Annotated in this window: 14 protein-coding genes; 7 read left to right on the top strand and 7 right to left on the bottom strand. The window is 43.9% G+C overall.

The window, feature by feature from the left end; all coding sequences use genetic code 11:
• Positions 1–294 precede the first annotated feature (294 nt).
• The 3 genes from RTN07_RS02465 (at position 295) to RTN07_RS02455 (ending at position 2043) form a co-directional block, all read left to right on the top strand.
• Complete coding sequence (locus RTN07_RS02465) at positions 295–1392, top strand: 3-deoxy-7-phosphoheptulonate synthase (RefSeq protein WP_312175342.1); 1098 nt, start codon at positions 295–297, stop codon at positions 1390–1392.
• An 82-nt stretch (positions 1393–1474) separates the two neighbouring features.
• Positions 1475–1645, top strand: coding sequence for a hypothetical protein (locus RTN07_RS02460; RefSeq protein WP_007116753.1), 171 nt, complete (start codon positions 1475–1477; stop codon positions 1643–1645).
• On the top strand, positions 1645–2043 hold the full coding sequence (locus tag RTN07_RS02455; protein WP_050324379.1) for a type II toxin-antitoxin system death-on-curing family toxin: 399 nt from the start codon (positions 1645–1647) through the stop codon (positions 2041–2043). Before RTN07_RS02460 ends, RTN07_RS02455 begins: the two co-directional genes overlap by 1 nt.
• Here RTN07_RS02455 and RTN07_RS02450 read toward each other — a convergent pair.
• Positions 2040–2315, bottom strand: a complete 276-nt coding sequence (locus tag RTN07_RS02450) for a SlyX family protein (RefSeq protein WP_312175338.1) — start codon at positions 2313–2315, stop codon at positions 2040–2042. The two genes, RTN07_RS02455 and RTN07_RS02450, sit on opposite strands and share 4 nt — an antisense overlap.
• Before the next feature lie 104 nt (positions 2316–2419).
• Here RTN07_RS02450 and abc-f point away from each other — a divergent pair, with 104 nt between their 5' ends.
• Together abc-f and RTN07_RS02440 are read left to right on the top strand one after the other, a co-directional pair.
• Positions 2420–4375 carry a ribosomal protection-like ABC-F family protein gene (gene abc-f / locus RTN07_RS02445; RefSeq protein ID WP_312175336.1) on the top strand — a complete coding sequence of 652 codons (1956 nt, stop codon included), beginning with the start codon at positions 2420–2422 and terminating at the stop codon, positions 4373–4375.
• A 157-nt stretch (positions 4376–4532) separates the two neighbouring features.
• Positions 4533–5513: a pirin family protein gene (locus tag RTN07_RS02440; protein WP_312175334.1), complete on the top strand. Its 981-nt coding sequence runs from the start codon at positions 4533–4535 to the stop codon at positions 5511–5513.
• Positions 5514–5580: 67 nt separating this feature from the next.
• On the opposite strand, the gene ppnP is transcribed toward RTN07_RS02440, so the two are convergent.
• Positions 5581–5868, bottom strand: a complete 288-nt coding sequence (gene ppnP, locus RTN07_RS02435; RefSeq protein ID WP_312175331.1) for a pyrimidine/purine nucleoside phosphorylase — start codon at positions 5866–5868, stop codon at positions 5581–5583.
• Positions 5869–6120: 252 nt separating this feature from the next.
• Here ppnP and RTN07_RS02430 point away from each other — a divergent pair, with 252 nt between their 5' ends.
• Positions 6121–7464, top strand: a complete 1344-nt coding sequence (locus tag RTN07_RS02430; protein ID WP_144917595.1) for a lytic murein transglycosylase — start codon at positions 6121–6123, stop codon at positions 7462–7464.
• A gap of 49 nt (positions 7465–7513) precedes the next feature.
• Here the strand turns inward: RTN07_RS02430 and RTN07_RS02425 are convergent, their stop codons facing one another.
• Positions 7514–8446, bottom strand: coding sequence for an NAD(+) kinase (locus RTN07_RS02425; protein WP_159769992.1), 933 nt, complete (start codon positions 8444–8446; stop codon positions 7514–7516).
• A 201-nt stretch (positions 8447–8647) separates the two neighbouring features.
• Between RTN07_RS02425 and RTN07_RS02420 the strand changes: the two genes are divergently transcribed.
• Positions 8648–9367, top strand: a complete 720-nt coding sequence (locus RTN07_RS02420; protein WP_065252594.1) for a Bax inhibitor-1/YccA family protein — start codon at positions 8648–8650, stop codon at positions 9365–9367.
• A gap of 57 nt (positions 9368–9424) precedes the next feature.
• Here RTN07_RS02420 and pdxH read toward each other — a convergent pair whose 3' ends face one another.
• From pdxH to cysS, 4 genes are all read right to left on the bottom strand, one after another.
• Positions 9425–10084 carry a pyridoxamine 5'-phosphate oxidase gene (pdxH, locus tag RTN07_RS02415; protein ID WP_007116761.1) on the bottom strand — a complete coding sequence of 220 codons (660 nt, stop codon included), beginning with the start codon at positions 10082–10084 and terminating at the stop codon, positions 9425–9427.
• A gap of 25 nt (positions 10085–10109) precedes the next feature.
• Positions 10110–11465: a phosphoglucosamine mutase gene (gene glmM / locus RTN07_RS02410; RefSeq protein WP_060994978.1), complete on the bottom strand. Its 1356-nt coding sequence runs from the start codon at positions 11463–11465 to the stop codon at positions 10110–10112.
• A 200-nt stretch (positions 11466–11665) separates the two neighbouring features.
• Complete coding sequence (guaB, locus tag RTN07_RS02405) at positions 11666–13132, bottom strand: IMP dehydrogenase (RefSeq protein ID WP_076776743.1); 1467 nt, start codon at positions 13130–13132, stop codon at positions 11666–11668.
• A 237-nt stretch (positions 13133–13369) separates the two neighbouring features.
• On the bottom strand, positions 13370–14818 hold the full coding sequence (gene cysS / locus RTN07_RS02400) for a cysteine--tRNA ligase (RefSeq protein WP_312175326.1): 1449 nt from the start codon (positions 14816–14818) through the stop codon (positions 13370–13372).
• Positions 14819–14898 lie beyond the last annotated feature (80 nt).

Genomic DNA, 14898 nt, shown 5'->3' with positions numbered 1-14898 from the left:
AAAATATTTTAGGGGTAAACAGATGAAAAGTAAAACCATCAAAAAATTTAAATGACAGTTATTTGTTATTTTGTACTAGTATGCTGATACAATAATTGTTATACTGTTGTGGTAGGATATGCAGCTTACCCAAGCATCCAAAAAAACTTTGACCAAACAGTCTTTAAACATTGACAAAATATTTTATCAACTGCCAAACTAAAAGTAGGCTTTCCTACTCACGGAAGTAATGACATTATAAATTTTTTGGTTTATAGTGATTTTTTAAATTTTTTCCAACAGCCTGTGAGAATTATGACAACTTTTGCCAAAACTGATATCGCTGATGTAGATAATGTGAATATTGAAGCAATTTTACCGCTAGTGACGCCTGCGGAATTAAAAAACGCACTACCATTGAGCCCCAAAGCTATCGAGACTGTGACCAAAGGTCGCGAAACCGTGCGTAATATTTTAGACGGTAAAGACAAACGTTTATTGATGGTGATTGGCCCCTGCTCGATTCATGACGTCAACGCTGCGCATGAATACGCCGATAAACTGTTGGCTTTATCCAAAGAAATTGAAGACAGTATTTATGTGGTGATGCGTGTGTATTTTGAAAAACCCCGTACCACAGTGGGCTGGAAAGGCTTAATCAATGACCCAGACATGAATGATAGCTTTGATATTAATAAGGGCTTGCGTGTTGCGCGCAAACTGCTGCTTGATTTGAATGAAAAAGGCTTACCTTGTGCAACCGAAGCGCTTGATCCCAATACACCGCAGTATATCCAAGATTTAATTAGTTGGTCAGCGATTGGCGCACGTACCACTGAGAGTCAGACTCACCGCGAGATGTCTTCAGGTCTGTCTTGTCCAGTCGGCTTTAAGAACGGTACAGATGGCGGTATGACAGTGGCTGTCAATGCCATGCAAGCGGTGAAATCTGGTCATAGCTTTTTAGGTTTATCTGCCGATGGTCTGGTGTCTATCATTCAATCAAAAGGTAATCCATACGGTCATGTGGTGCTTCGTGGCGGTAATGGCAAACCCAATTATGATGCCACTGCCGTTGCCCAAGCAGAAAATGAACTTGCTAAAGGTAAAGTCTCAGGCAAAATCATGATTGACTCAAGCCATGCCAATTCAAATAAAGACCCTTACCTACAACCGATGGTCATTCAAAATATCGCTGAGCAAATCAAACACGGTAATCGCTCGATTATTGGGATGATGGTTGAAAGTCATCTCAAAGGCGGTCGTCAAGACTTGACTGCGGATTTGAGCCAACTTGAATATGGCAAGTCTATTACCGATGGCTGCATCGATTGGGATACCACGGTCAAAGCGATGCATGATTTACGTGACACCATTAAAGATGTATTACCCACTCGCCAGTTGAATGATTAAGCCTTTAGCATTTGAATAAATTTAATTAACCGCTATAATGAATTTGTAGCGGTTTTTTTGTTGATGAAATTAGGGTCTAAACATGAGCGAAAAATTGGAAAAATATGGCGTCAAAATCGTAGAACGTCCGGCCATTAAGCCCACTAAAAAACTTGATTTGTCAGGTATTTATGGTATGCAAATTATCAAATCGGAAACCAAACTAGTTCTACGCACTCATAACAAAACCTTTAAACGCCTAGCAGATATGTAATGGAGTTAATATTTTTCCCATTTGAGCGGGTTATTGAAATAAATGCCTATATCCTTTCAACAGAAAAAGGTATGAAGGGGCAAGCAGACATTGGCAAATTACAAGGTGCTTTAGCGAGAATTGATAATGCCATTGTATATGGTGAACTTAATGATATTTTTGAGATTGCAGCGAAGTATGCAACAAGTATCGCTGTAGCTCATGCATTATCTGACGCCAATAAACGAACAGGTCTTGCGGTTGCTTTAGAATATTTGTCATTAAATGATTTTGAAATCACGATTGACCACATTTTGTTAGCCGATGCGATGCGAGATTTAGTTATCGGGGAAGTGACTGAATCCGAGTTCGCCGATATCCTTTATTCTCAATATGCATTGACCACTAGACTAGGTTAATAATGCGGCGGTTTATCGCTCAACAAATCAAACGGCTGAATTTGTGAGCCTTGCGTTTGAGTTTCCAATTTTTGATAAAGTAGCTGTAATTGCCGTTGTTGGTCAGCAATTAGCTGGCTTTGCTCGGTGACGATATTATCAAGTTTATCCACTGTATCTTCCATAAACAGCACTTGCGTTTGTAAATCAATCAACTCTTGGGTTAATTTTTCTACCATGGTAACCAACCCGTTTTCATCGCTTGCCTGTTTTTGGTGATCTTTTTCGCTCATTTAGAATGCCTCATAACTTTCCCCACAATTTTTTGCCATAAAGTCTGCTACAATAGCCGCATTTTCCTATTATACAAACATTTTTACTAAACTTTGAGAAAGTTATGGCACTGATTCATTTACGAGATATTCATTTGGCATTTGGTATTGCACCGATTTTGGACGGTATTGATTTTAATATCGAACAAGGCGAACGCGTGTGTTTGATTGGGCGCAATGGTGAAGGTAAATCAACTTTGTTTAAGGTCATTAGCGGTCAAGTCAAGGCTGACAGTGGCGAATTCCAAATCAGTGGCAATTTAAAAATTGCCATGCTCGAGCAAGACATTCCAGAAACGTCGGGCAAAGTCAGCGACATCGTTATGGCTGGTGCAGGCGATGTGGCAACATGGCTGACAGCCTACGAGCAAGCCAGTGATAAATGCGCTAGTGGTGACATGAAAGCCTGTGAATTGATGTCAGATTTGCAGCATAAAATTGATGATGCCCATGGTTGGGACTTGACCCGCGAAGTACAGACCATGCTGTCCATGATGAACTTGGACGGCGATGCCGATATTAGTGAATTATCGGGCGGTCGCAAACGCCGTGTGCTGCTTGCCCGTGCGCTGATTACCAAACCTGATGTGCTACTACTTGACGAGCCGACCAACCATTTGGATGTCGAAAGTATCGAATGGCTTGAGCAATTTTTGCTAAACGCGCAAGGATTAACCCTGCTGTTTATCTCGCATGACCGCTCGTTTATTGACAAAATCGCCACCCGCATTGTCGAGCTTGACCGCGGTATATTGCGCAGTTATGACGTCACTAAGCAAGCAGGCAATGTCAATAAAGGCTATGCCCGATACCAAGAACTTAAAGAACAACAACTCAGCGCCGAAGAAAAAGCCAATGCCAATTTTGATAAAAAACTGGCTGAAGAGGAAGTGTGGATTCGTCAAGGTATCAAAGCACGCCGCACCCGCAATGAAGGTCGCGTGCGCGCGTTAAAGGCGCTACGTGAAGAACGTAAAGCGCGCCGCGAGCAAGTCGGACAAGTTAACATCAGCATGAACGATGGCGAAAACAGCGGCAAATTGGTTGCCAATGTCAAACATCTCAATCTAGGTTATGGCGATAAAACCTTGGTAAAAGATTTTAACACCAGCATCATGCGTGGTGACCGTATTGGTATTATCGGTAAAAACGGTGTCGGCAAGTCCACGCTCATTCATGCGATTTTGGATATTCCACAGCCTGATATCACCAAATCTGGCTCAGTCAAATTAGGCACCAATCTACAAATCGCCTTTCTTGACCAATTACGTGACCAACTTGATCTAGAAGCGACCGTGGTACAAAACGTCGCAGAAGGTTCTGATTTTGTAGAAGTGGCGGGTAAAAAGAAACATATCATCGGCTATTTGCAAGATTTCTTATTTGCCCCAGAACGCGCCAGAACACCGGTCAAAGCCTTGTCAGGCGGCGAGCGCAACCGCGTTTTGCTAGCCAAACAACTACTAAAACCTGCAAATATCTTGGTACTTGATGAGCCGACCAACGACTTAGATATGGCAACCCTAGAGCTGTTAGAAGAAGCCGTCGATAGCTTTAATGGCACCATCTTACTGATTAGCCATGACCGTACCTTTATGGACAATGTCGTAACATCAACTTGGGTTTTTGATGAAGATAGCGATGGCAATGGCATTGTCAAAGAATATGTGGGCGGCTATCAAGACTATTTGACGCAAAAATCCCGTGAACAAGCGATTAAACCCAAAGCGGACAAATCAGAAAAGACAACAGTAAAGCCTAAAGAAGCCATTAACACTGATGCACCAAAAACTGATACCGTGAAGAAGAAACTGAGCTACAAAGAGCAGCGTGAATTGGATAGTCTCCCCGATGAAATCGCGGCACTCGAGCAAGAGCAAGCTGAAATTCAAGACAAATTAGCCGATGGCAGCTGGTTTGTGAGTGATATGGCAGCCGCTACCCAAGCCAGTGAACGTCTCAACGAGATTGATGATTTGTTACTTGAAAAAATGGCACGATGGTCAGAACTTGATGATTAAAATCATTAAATAATTTATGAAGGCAATGTTAGCAATTAACTTTGCCTTTTTTTATCTTTTATTTTAGTTAATATTTACAATCAACAATACTATGTAATTTATACTTGAAAATAGCCTTTTTGCTCCTATATTATAGCTATCAATAAGGAGAAAAATCATGGCCATGCAAAATAGCAAGCAAAATAGCAATAAAACTTACCGACAAGTCGACAAAATCCATGCAGCTCCACGCCCGCATTGGGTGGGTGATGGTTTTCATGTCAACCCGATGTTCAATCACATGGTGGGTGATAAACGCACCGATCCTTTTTTAATGCTCGACTATGCGGCAACACAGTATTTCGAACCCAATACTCAAGCCCCTCGCGGTGTCGGACAACATCCGCACAAAGGCTTTGAAACGGTAACTATCGCCTATGCAGGTGAAGTCTCCCACCGTGATTCTAGTGGCGGTGGCGGTACTATTAAGACAGGTGACGTGCAATGGATGACGGCGGGCAATGGCGTGATTCATGAGGAATTTCACTCCCCTGAATTTAGCCAAGCAGGCGGTGATTTTAGCATGGTACAGCTTTGGGTCAATCTACCTGCCAAAGATAAAACCACGCCTGCCAAATACCAACATCTTGGCAATGATGATATGCCTGTGGTCAGTCTACATGATGATGAAGGACTACATGCAGGACAAGTTAAGGTAATTGCTGGGGAGTTTACCCCTGCTATCAATGCCAAAGCTCCTCAGCAGGGTGACAATAAGGCACGCGGCATTGGCACGACTTTTACCCCCATTAACTTGTGGGATATCAGTATTGAACCCAATCGCTCAATAGAAGTCGCGATTTCTCGCACTCACAATTTGTTGTTATTGTCGATGCAAGGCGATGTTATCATCAACGGCGATCACGACCAGCAAGCACACGCCAATCAATTAATCACTTTTGAAATTGAAAGTGGCGATAAGGGCGAGGATTTTGTACGCTTAACGGCAGGCAAAGCGGGAGCGAAAATCTTGCTGATGAGTGGTGAGCCGATTAATGAGCCGGTGGTGGGTTACGGACCTTTTGTGATGAATAGCCAAGCTGAAATCCGTCAAGCCATCTTAGATTTTAATGCAGGAAAATTTGGCGGTATTCAATAAATTTTTCGGCTAAAAAAAAGCGATATCATGGATTTGATATCGCTTTTTTATTACTGATTTATCTTGATTATTTATCTTGGTAAGTGCAAAGATAAGCCGTTTCTTCGTCAATTTTTACCTTGAATTTTTGGTTGGCATCGACGGTAAAGGTTTCATGGGCTTTAAAAGTTTGCCATTCAGTTTGGTTTGGCAACAATGCCGAGATAGCCCCGCTAATGACGGTCATGGTTTCAAATTGACTTGTGCCAAATTCGTATTCCCCTACTTTCATCACGCCCACGGTCGCAGGTAGGGTGGCTGTTTGAAAACCGATTGATGCCACATTCCCATCAAAATATTGATTGACTTTTAGCATAGTTATTCCTCAAAATTATAGTATAAACCGATTATCATAAACTTTTTTGACCAATTATCAATCCTATTTTGCAAAAAACGCTGGCAAAACTGCCAAAATCTAGCAAATACTTTTACCGCAATTTTTGTAGTATTTTTATATCAATTATTCCTTAACAATTAAAATTTCCTATTTTTGTGCTATATTCAATTTTTTTACCACAGTTGTTATGTTTGTACGCATTTGGCTTGTATTAATTGAGGTTATTGCTTTATGTATGTTAAATATTCGTCGTCTATCGTCGCTTTATCGCTCTGCTTGTCGCATCGTTTTGCTGGTCAAAAACTGGCATTGCCTGTCAGCTTAGCGGCATTGTTGGCAGCTTGTTCATCAGCCCCTGTTCAGACCCAACCCCAAAAATTACCAGGTACGTTGCCGACTGCCCCTGTGGTCATTACAGTACCCCCTAAAGTCACGCCCGTGCCACCTGTGACTGTTCCAACCAATCAATACAGCAGCTTTTATCAGTGGAAATCGGATTTTATTGAACGGGCTGTGCAAAAAGGTTACCCCCGTGCTGATGTTGAACGCTTGCTGTCAAGCGCCAACTACAGTGAGCAAGTGGTGTCACTGGATAAAGGACAGCCTGAATTTGCCAAAATGCCTTGGGAATATATCGATGGTGCCGCATCGAGTGGTCGTGTCAGTGGCGGTCAGCGCAATTTTGCCAGCCAAAGCGCGCTACTTGAGCGCATTGAAAATCAGTATGGTGTGCCGGCCTCTATTGTGACTGCCATTTGGGGCATGGAATCTTCTTACGGTCAAGGCACAGGCAACTCATCACTGGTCAATAGTTTGGCGACATTGGCATATGATGGTCGTCGCCGCAGTTTTGCAGAGGATCAGCTACTAGCGCTGTTGTCGCTGCTTGAGCGTGGTGATATTGATTGGTCGCAACTGCGCGGCTCTTGGGCAGGTGGGATGGGACATACCCAATTTATTCCCAAAACTTGGTTAGATGAAGCAGTAGATGGCAATGGTGATGGTCATCGTAACCCTTGGCATACCGCTGATGCGTTAGCTTCTACCGCAAGCTATCTTAAAAATGCCGGCTGGCAGCGTGGCATGGGCTCGTACTATGAAGTACGATTACCAAATGGTTTTGATTATCGCCAGGTTAGTACCAAAAAAACCATGGCAGACTGGCAAAATTTAGGTGTTCAATTTATTACCCCAAATGCGCCCATGGATGCGATGGCAGAATTGTGGCTCCCTGCGGGTAAAGAGGGTCCTGCGATTTTATTAACCAAAAATTTTGATGCGATTAAGGTATACAATAATTCCTCCAATTATGCTATGGGAGTGAGCTTACTTGCCAAAGCTATTATCGGGCAGCCAGGTTTACAGCAATCTTGGCCACGCTATGAGCAGCCACTTGCTACTTATGAAGTACGCCAACTGCAACAGCGTTTGACGGCAATGGGTTATGATACCAAAGGGTCAGATGGCGTCGTAGGCACCAATACCAAATTGGCATTTCAGCGCTGGCAAGCCGACCATAACCAAATCCCAGATGGATTCATCTCAAAACGCTCGGCAAGTGGGCTGATTAATTAAGGTATTTTGTCATAAAAAAGCCACCTGAATCATTCGGTGGCTTTTTTATTTAATTATCCATACTAAATTCTTCAGCGTAGCTATTCCAGCCGAGTTTGGTACGGCAAGCTTCAAAAAAATCCACCCCAGGTGGGTGTAATAACGTGAGTTTGTTCGGATGCTTGTGAATCACTAAACGCTGGTTTTGGTTGAGCGGCACCGACGGTTTGCCATCTGCACTCACCATCGGCTGGGTGCGGTTATCTTTATGGATGCGGATTTTTATTTCGCTATTGCCGCTGACCACAATCGGGCGGCTTGATAAGGTATGTGGATGCATGGGCACCAGACAAATGGCATCCATACTAGGATGAATAATCGGCCCGCCACCTGATAGTGCATAAGCGGTGGAACCCGTCGGTGTGGAGGCAATCAGACCATCACTGTGCTGACGATAGACATTAAGCCCATCAATTTTTAAATGAAAATCTAGCATATGCACTGATTTTCCTGCATGCAGCACAATGTCATTTAGCGCCATATCTTCATAAATCACATGTGCACCTTGACGGATTTCCATCTTTAACAAGAATCGATCTTCAAGCTGATAATGACCTTGTAAAATACTGGTCAATTTTACGTTTAAATCATCAGGATAAATGTCAGTTAAAAACCCTAGACGTCCGCGGTTTACCCCCACTACGGGCACTTTGTGTTTGACCAGTACTTGCGCCGCATGTAGCAGCGAACCATCACCACCGACCACAATGACCAAATCACAAGCACCGCCGAGCAAACTGCGCTCAATAGTAGCAATGTCACCCAGACGTGCAAAATCCAATGCCGGCAACCGTGCCGTCTGATGGTCAATTAATAAAGGCAACCCTTGCTCATGAAAAAAGTCACAAATTTGGTAGATACTTTGAATGACACTTGGCTTGTTGGCACGACCCATAATGCCGATACGCCCAAAGGCAGGATTGGGAATAAGTGTGGACGTCATAGCAGAAAATTAACTGATAAAGATTAAGCTATTTTATCACAGCTTACTGGCTCACGTTATGCCCAATCAGTATTTTATATTACAAAATTGCTAACCTTCGTTGTGCAGTTAATGTATACAAACTCATTGCTATTTGCTAATTTAAGGTGATTAACATCTAGTTAACTTTTGAAATTTTTTAACGCTTGGGAGCAAATTTTTATGGCAAATCCGATTATATCTCGTGCTGAACTTGCGGTTAGCACGACACCGATGACGGTCAAAGGGGTCATCCGAAAGACCTCTTTTCTGTTAGGTTTGACGACCTTATCAGGTGTTGGATTCTTTGGCTATTGCCTAACTAGTGGCGTCACTTCAGGTTTTGTTAGTGTAGCTGCTTTAGCCAGTATCTTGGTGGCTTTTGTATTGAGTATGGTAATTATCTCAAAACCCCACATAGCTAAAACATTGGCAATTCCTTATGCAATTTTAGAGGGCATCGTGATTGGCGCGATTTCCCTGTTTGCGAGTATTAAGTTTCCCACAGTAGCTCCGACGGCGTTGGTCGCAACTTTTGTAACCGCTGCCGTGATGCTGGCACTTTATCGCAGTGGCGTGATTAAAGTCACCCAAAAATTTCGTTCTGTGATGATGTCGGCTGTGATTGCTATCATGCTGGTGTATCTGGTACAAATCGGGTTTAGCCTATTTGGTAGCTCACTGCCATATTTGTTTAGCGGGGGCGTGGTGGGTATTGGTTTTAGCTTGCTGGTGATTGTGATTGCATCCCTGAGCTTGTTATTAGATTTTGATAGTGTTGAGCGAGCCTATGCCGCAGGGGTGGATGAAAGCTATGAGTGGGTACTAAGCGTTGGTATCTTATCAACACTGGTGTGGATGTATATTGAGTTTGTGCGTTTACTGCGTTCACTGCAAAACTAATTTTTATCAAATAAAAAAACACGGTTTAAAATACCGTGTTTTTTTATGGCTTGTAGTTTAAGGTAATAAGCGTTCCATCACCCATTGGTCGCCATCTAGCGAATAGACAATTCGGTCATGCATACGATTGGCTCTACCCTGCCAAAATTCGATTTTTTCTACGGTCAGCAGATAGCCTCCCCAAAATTCTGGTAAAGGAATTGGGTTGTCCCCGTACTGCACAGTTAATTGGGCAAATTTGTCTTCCATTACCTCGCGGCTAGCAACCACGCTGCTTTGTGGCTCGCTGACCCAAGCCGCTAATTGGCTGTCACGGGGGCGGCTATGAAAATACTGCGCGGATTGTTCACGGCTAACTTTTTGCACCGCGCCGGTAAGACGGATTTGTCTTTCTAGGCTCGGCCAAAAAAATAATGCTTCTGCATTGGGGTTAATCGCCAAATCACAGCCTTTGGCACTGTCGTAATTGGTATAAAACACGAGGCCAATGCCCGCGTTTTCCAATTGGATAATTTCACGCATCAGTAGGGTACGCACACTTGGCTGCTTATCACGTCCACAAGTCGCCAGTGAAAACGCATACGCTTCCCCTTGCTTGGCATCAATCGCTTGTTGCACCCAAGTTTGTAGTAAGCCAAACGGCTGCTCTGGCAAGTGTGATTCGATAAGCTCGCCTTGCTCATACGATAATCGTTGACTGGTAAAATCAATACTCATTTTTTATCCTTAGCAAATGTCAACTTTACGCCATCACTTGGCGTACTTTTTCAGCAAGTTCATTGGCTAGCATATCACACTCAATCTCATCATCGCTTTCGACCATTACCCGAATCAATGGCTCTGTACCTGATTGACGAATTAGTAAACGACCGCGTCCTGTCAATTTTTCTTCGGCAGCTTTAAACGCATTTGCCAATTCTGGGAAGGTATAGGGATCTTGTTTTTGCGCCAATCTGACATTGACCAATTTTTGTGGTAGCTGCGTATAACCCTTCATCAGCTCTGATAATGATTGTTTGCTCTGCGCCATCACCGCAAGCACTTGCAAACCTGCCACAATCGCATCGCCCGTACTGGCTTTATCTAGCGTTAAAATATGACCCGATGACTCACCGCCCAGTACCCAGCCATTTTTTTCAAGTCCTTGCATGACATAGCGGTCGCCGACTTTGGCGCGCTCAAAGGCAATACCGGCTTTGTCAAACGCCAATTGCAGACCCATGTTGGTCATCAAGGTACCTACCACGCCATCGACTTGTTGCGCTGCTTGGGTGGCTAAAATATATAAAATGCCATCACCATCAACCAACTCGCCTTTTTCATTGACCATGATGATACGGTCGCCATCGCCATCTAAAGCAATACCCACTTGGGCATCATGGTCAAGCACCGCTTGTTGCAAGTTTGCCGGATGCGTAGAGCCGACATTGTCGTTGATATTAATGCCATCGGGTTTATCGCCAATGGCAATGACGGTTGCACCTAACTCACGTAATACACGGGGTGCGACACTGTATCCTGCGCCATTGGCACAGTCAACGACGATTTTTAGGGCATTTAAATTTAGATTATAGGGGAAAGTGCCCTTACAAAACTCGATATAGCGACCTTTGGCATCTTCCACACGATAACTTTTGCCTAGCGCTTCTGGGGTATCAATAACAACATTAATATCTTTGATTTCATCAATTTTTTCATTGATGGCTTGTTGAATTTCATCTGACAGCTTTTTGCCTTCATTGGAGAAAAATTTGATACCGTTGTCATAAAACGGATTGTGGGATGCGGATATCACCACGCCCGCATCAGCGTGAAAACTTCGGGTCAAATGCGCGATGGCAGGGGTTGGAATAGTGCCTAGCATATGCACATCTACTCCTGCAGCGTTAAATCCTGCTTGCAGACAGGCTTCAATAACATAGCCAGAGAGCCGCGTATCTTTACCAATGACGACATTGGGACGATGATTTTCGTTTGGGGTCGCTTGGTTAGCTAGCAGCACTTTACCCGTGGCATAGCCTAGTTTGATTAAAAACTGCGGATGTATCGGAAATTCCCCAAACTTACCACGAATACCATCAGTACCAAAATAACTCATTTAATTCTCCTTTGTCGCCCGTTGTTGTTATCAAAATATAAAATTTTAGCATAGCAAAATTTCACGCATGTTGCGACATCTGTTTGTTTTTATGGGTGATGGCACAGCCTGTTACTTTAGGCTGTAAAAACTTTAGGCGATAAATTGGGCGATAAAAAAACTGGGTAGTTAACCCAGTTTTAGCGCAATCAACCTATTACTTAGTTTACACGGTAATTGGGGGCTTCTTTGGTGATTTGTACGTCATGTACGTGAGATTCTTTCATACCGGCCGAAGTCACACGTACAAACTGTGGTTTGCTACGCATTTCTTCAATATTGGCACAGCCTGTATAGCCCATTGACGAACGTAAGCCACCGGCTAATTGGTTGATGATACCGTTCATTGGACCTTTGTAAGGGACGCGACCTTCGATACCTTCGGGTACCAATTTTTCTACCCCTTCTTTGGCGTCTTGGAAATAACGATCGGATGAACCGTTTTGTCCTGACATCGCACCTAGCGAACCCATACCGCGGTAGGCTTTGTAGTAGCGACCTTGGAATAGCTCCACTTCCCCTGGCGCTTCTTCAGTACCTGCAAGTAGAGAACCCACCATGATAGAAGAGGCACCCGCTGCTAACGCTTTCGCCATATCGCCTGAAAAACGGATACCACCATCAGCTATCAGTGGAATGTCATTTTTTAGCGCATCAGCCACGTTGCTAATCGCTGAAATTTGCGGCACCCCAATCCCTGCGATAATACGCGTGGTACAAATAGAGCCCGGACCGATACCCACTTTGACCGCATCGGCACCCGCATCACGCAACGCGAGTGCCGCATCAGCAGTGGCGATATTACCGCCAATCACTTGGATGTTTGGATAGTTCTTTTTCACCCAAGCCACGCGATCGATGACGCCTTTTGAATGACCATGTGCGGTATCTACAACAATCACGTCCACATCAGCAGCGATGAGCGCTTCAACGCGAGCTTCGGTATCTGCCCCCGTACCCACTGCAGCGCCAACACGTAGGCGACCTTTACCATCGCGGCAAGCATTTGGGTTGTTTTCAGCTTTGGTGAAATCATTGACAGTAATCAAGCCTTTTAATTGAAAATTGTCATCCACAACAATCACTTTTTCGATGCGGTGTTCGTGTAGCAAACGTTTAATATTCTCTGTCGGCTCGCCTTCTTTGACTGTCACCAATTTTTCTTTTGGGGTCATGATATTGCGAACAGGCTGGCTTAGATTATTTTCAAAACGGATATCACGGTGGGTGACGATACCGACCACTTGGTTACCTTCTACCACAGGCACACCGCTAATTTTGTTTTCTTTGGTGATGCGAAGCAATTCGCCTACACTGGTATCGGGTGATACGCTGATAGGATCAACAACCGTACCAGCTTCAAATTTTTTCACCCGGCGTACTTGCATGGCTTGTAAATCAATGTCCATGTTTTTGTGCAAAATCCCCATACCGCCAAGCTGGGCAATGGTAATTGCCATTTGCGATTCAGTCACAGTATCCATCGCAGCAGATACGATGGGTAAATTTAGCTCAATACCGCGCGTCAAACGGGTTTTTAAATCTACCATCTTAGGCAAGACTTCAGAATAAGCAGGTAGTAGCAGCACATCATCAAAGGTAAGTGCTTCATCAACGATTCGTAACATAAAGACCTCGGAGCAGTTAAGAGTAGTTAAATAGTAATTAAAATTTTGTCGTGGTGAAAAATTTGACAGCCAAAAAACCGCAAAAGGCTGAACAGTTCCCTGCCCAGCCTTTGGATTTAGCGTGTTGTCATTGGTATGTTCAATTGACACCATCGTTTAGTTTTTGATTAACCGTATATTCTAGCTAAAATCGGTTAAATTATCAAGCAATTTAAACCGTGACAGGTTAAAATCAGCTTAAACACGGCGCCAAGTCGTGCCATTTTTACCGTCTTCTAGCTCAACGCCTTGAGCTTTCAAATGATTACGAATTTGGTCAGCTTTGGCAAAGTCTTTATCCGCTTTGGCTTGCTTGCGGGCTTCGATGAATGCTTCAATCTCGCTATCACTTAACCCGGTCGTTTCGCCCACTTTCGCTTGTAAAAAATCGGTTGGATTAAGCTGTAAAATATTGAGCGGTTGTGCCAAATCTTTTAGCAATGTTGCTAACGCCAGCGCTTGGGCATTGCCTTCAACGGTTTCGAGATTGACCGCTTTGTTGATTTCACGTGCCAGACTAAATAATACACTCACCGCCCCTGCACTGTTAAAATCATCGCACATCGCTTGATTAAAAGGGGTTTCAAACGGAGCTTTATCAATCTCGCCCGCTGGTTGGGTTAGGCTTTCTACAGATTTTAATGCTTGATACAGACGCGTGAGACTGGTTTGGGCTTCTTTAAGCGCGCTATCTGAGAAATTCACCGGACTGCGATAATGATTCGATAAAATAAAAAAACGAATGGTCTCTGGATGAAACTGTCCCATCACATCGCGAATGGTAAAGAAATTACCCAGTGATTTTGACATTTTCTCGCCGTCAACATTGATAAAGCCCACGTGCATCCAGTTGTTGGCATAGGTTTTACCGGTTGCGCCTTCAGATTGGGCAATTTCGTTCTCGTGGTGTGGAAACTGCAAATCATGTCCGCCGCCGTGGATATCGAAGGTATCGCCCAAGCAGCAAGTACTCATCGCCGAACATTCGATATGCCAACCTGGGCGACCCACACCCCAAGGTGACTGCCATTTGGTCTCAGACGGCTCTGTTTCTTTGGCAGATTTCCACAATACAAAGTCAAACGGATTTTTTTTGTCTGTCTCAACATTTACCCGCTCGCTGGCACCTGCTTGCATATCGGCTAGGCGACGTTTTGAGAGCTTGCCATACTCAGCAAAATTTTCGACCGCATAATAGACATCGCCCGTTGCGCCTTGATAGGCTAAATTTTTGCTTTCCAGCGTTTGGATTAGATGTTGCATCTGTGGGATAAAATCCGTGGCTTTTGGCTCACTGTTAGGACGCACACAGCCCAGATTATCAGCATCTTCGTGCATGGCTTTGATAAAGCGGTCTGTCAACTGATAGATACTTTCGCCATTGTCCTTAGCGCGGTTAATAATTTTGTCATCAATATCAGTAATATTACGCACATAATTGACATCATAGCCAATATGACGCAGCCAGCGCACCACCACATCAAAGCCGACCATAACCCGCGCATGACCAATGTGGCAATAATCATACACCGTCATCCCACAGACATACATGCCAACCTTGCCTGCTTCTAAGGGCGTGAATGGGCGTTTTTGCCCACTCATCGAGTCATATATGGTAATCGGCATGGGCTGTGTCAGCTGGGTCATGGGATAGTCACCTGTGCAAGTTGGGTAAAAAAGACAATCGGTTATCATACCGAAATTTTGTTAAAAGTGCTATGATTTGG

The organism is Moraxella sp. CTOTU46934 (assembly GCF_031979465.1).
Classification (GTDB): domain Bacteria; phylum Pseudomonadota; class Gammaproteobacteria; order Pseudomonadales; family Moraxellaceae; genus Faucicola; species Faucicola tetraodonis.
This window is presented reverse-complemented; position numbering and strand designations above follow the sequence as displayed.

What these genes read in the sequence shown, in the direction of transcription:
- glmM (WP_060994978.1), bottom strand. Translation starts at nt 11,465, where the DNA reads ATGAGTTATTTTGGTACTGATGGTATTCGTGGTAAGTTTGGGGAATTT.
- RTN07_RS02465 (WP_312175342.1), top strand. Translation starts at nt 295, where the DNA reads ATGACAACTTTTGCCAAAACTGATATCGCTGATGTAGATAATGTGAAT.
- guaB (WP_076776743.1), bottom strand. Translation starts at nt 13,132, where the DNA reads ATGTTACGAATCGTTGATGAAGCACTTACCTTTGATGATGTGCTGCTA.
- RTN07_RS02420 (WP_065252594.1), top strand. Translation starts at nt 8,648, where the DNA reads ATGGCAAATCCGATTATATCTCGTGCTGAACTTGCGGTTAGCACGACA.
- RTN07_RS02430 (WP_144917595.1), top strand. Translation starts at nt 6,121, where the DNA reads ATGTATGTTAAATATTCGTCGTCTATCGTCGCTTTATCGCTCTGCTTG.
- ppnP (WP_312175331.1), bottom strand. Translation starts at nt 5,868, where the DNA reads ATGCTAAAAGTCAATCAATATTTTGATGGGAATGTGGCATCAATCGGT.
- RTN07_RS02450 (WP_312175338.1), bottom strand. Translation starts at nt 2,315, where the DNA reads ATGAGCGAAAAAGATCACCAAAAACAGGCAAGCGATGAAAACGGGTTG.
- RTN07_RS02460 (WP_007116753.1), top strand. Translation starts at nt 1,475, where the DNA reads ATGAGCGAAAAATTGGAAAAATATGGCGTCAAAATCGTAGAACGTCCG.
- pdxH (WP_007116761.1), bottom strand. Translation starts at nt 10,084, where the DNA reads ATGAGTATTGATTTTACCAGTCAACGATTATCGTATGAGCAAGGCGAG.
- RTN07_RS02455 (WP_050324379.1), top strand. Translation starts at nt 1,645, where the DNA reads ATGGAGTTAATATTTTTCCCATTTGAGCGGGTTATTGAAATAAATGCC.
- cysS (WP_312175326.1), bottom strand. Translation starts at nt 14,818, where the DNA reads ATGACCCAGCTGACACAGCCCATGCCGATTACCATATATGACTCGATG.
- RTN07_RS02440 (WP_312175334.1), top strand. Translation starts at nt 4,533, where the DNA reads ATGGCCATGCAAAATAGCAAGCAAAATAGCAATAAAACTTACCGACAA.
- abc-f (WP_312175336.1), top strand. Translation starts at nt 2,420, where the DNA reads ATGGCACTGATTCATTTACGAGATATTCATTTGGCATTTGGTATTGCA.
- RTN07_RS02425 (WP_159769992.1), bottom strand. Translation starts at nt 8,446, where the DNA reads ATGACGTCCACACTTATTCCCAATCCTGCCTTTGGGCGTATCGGCATT.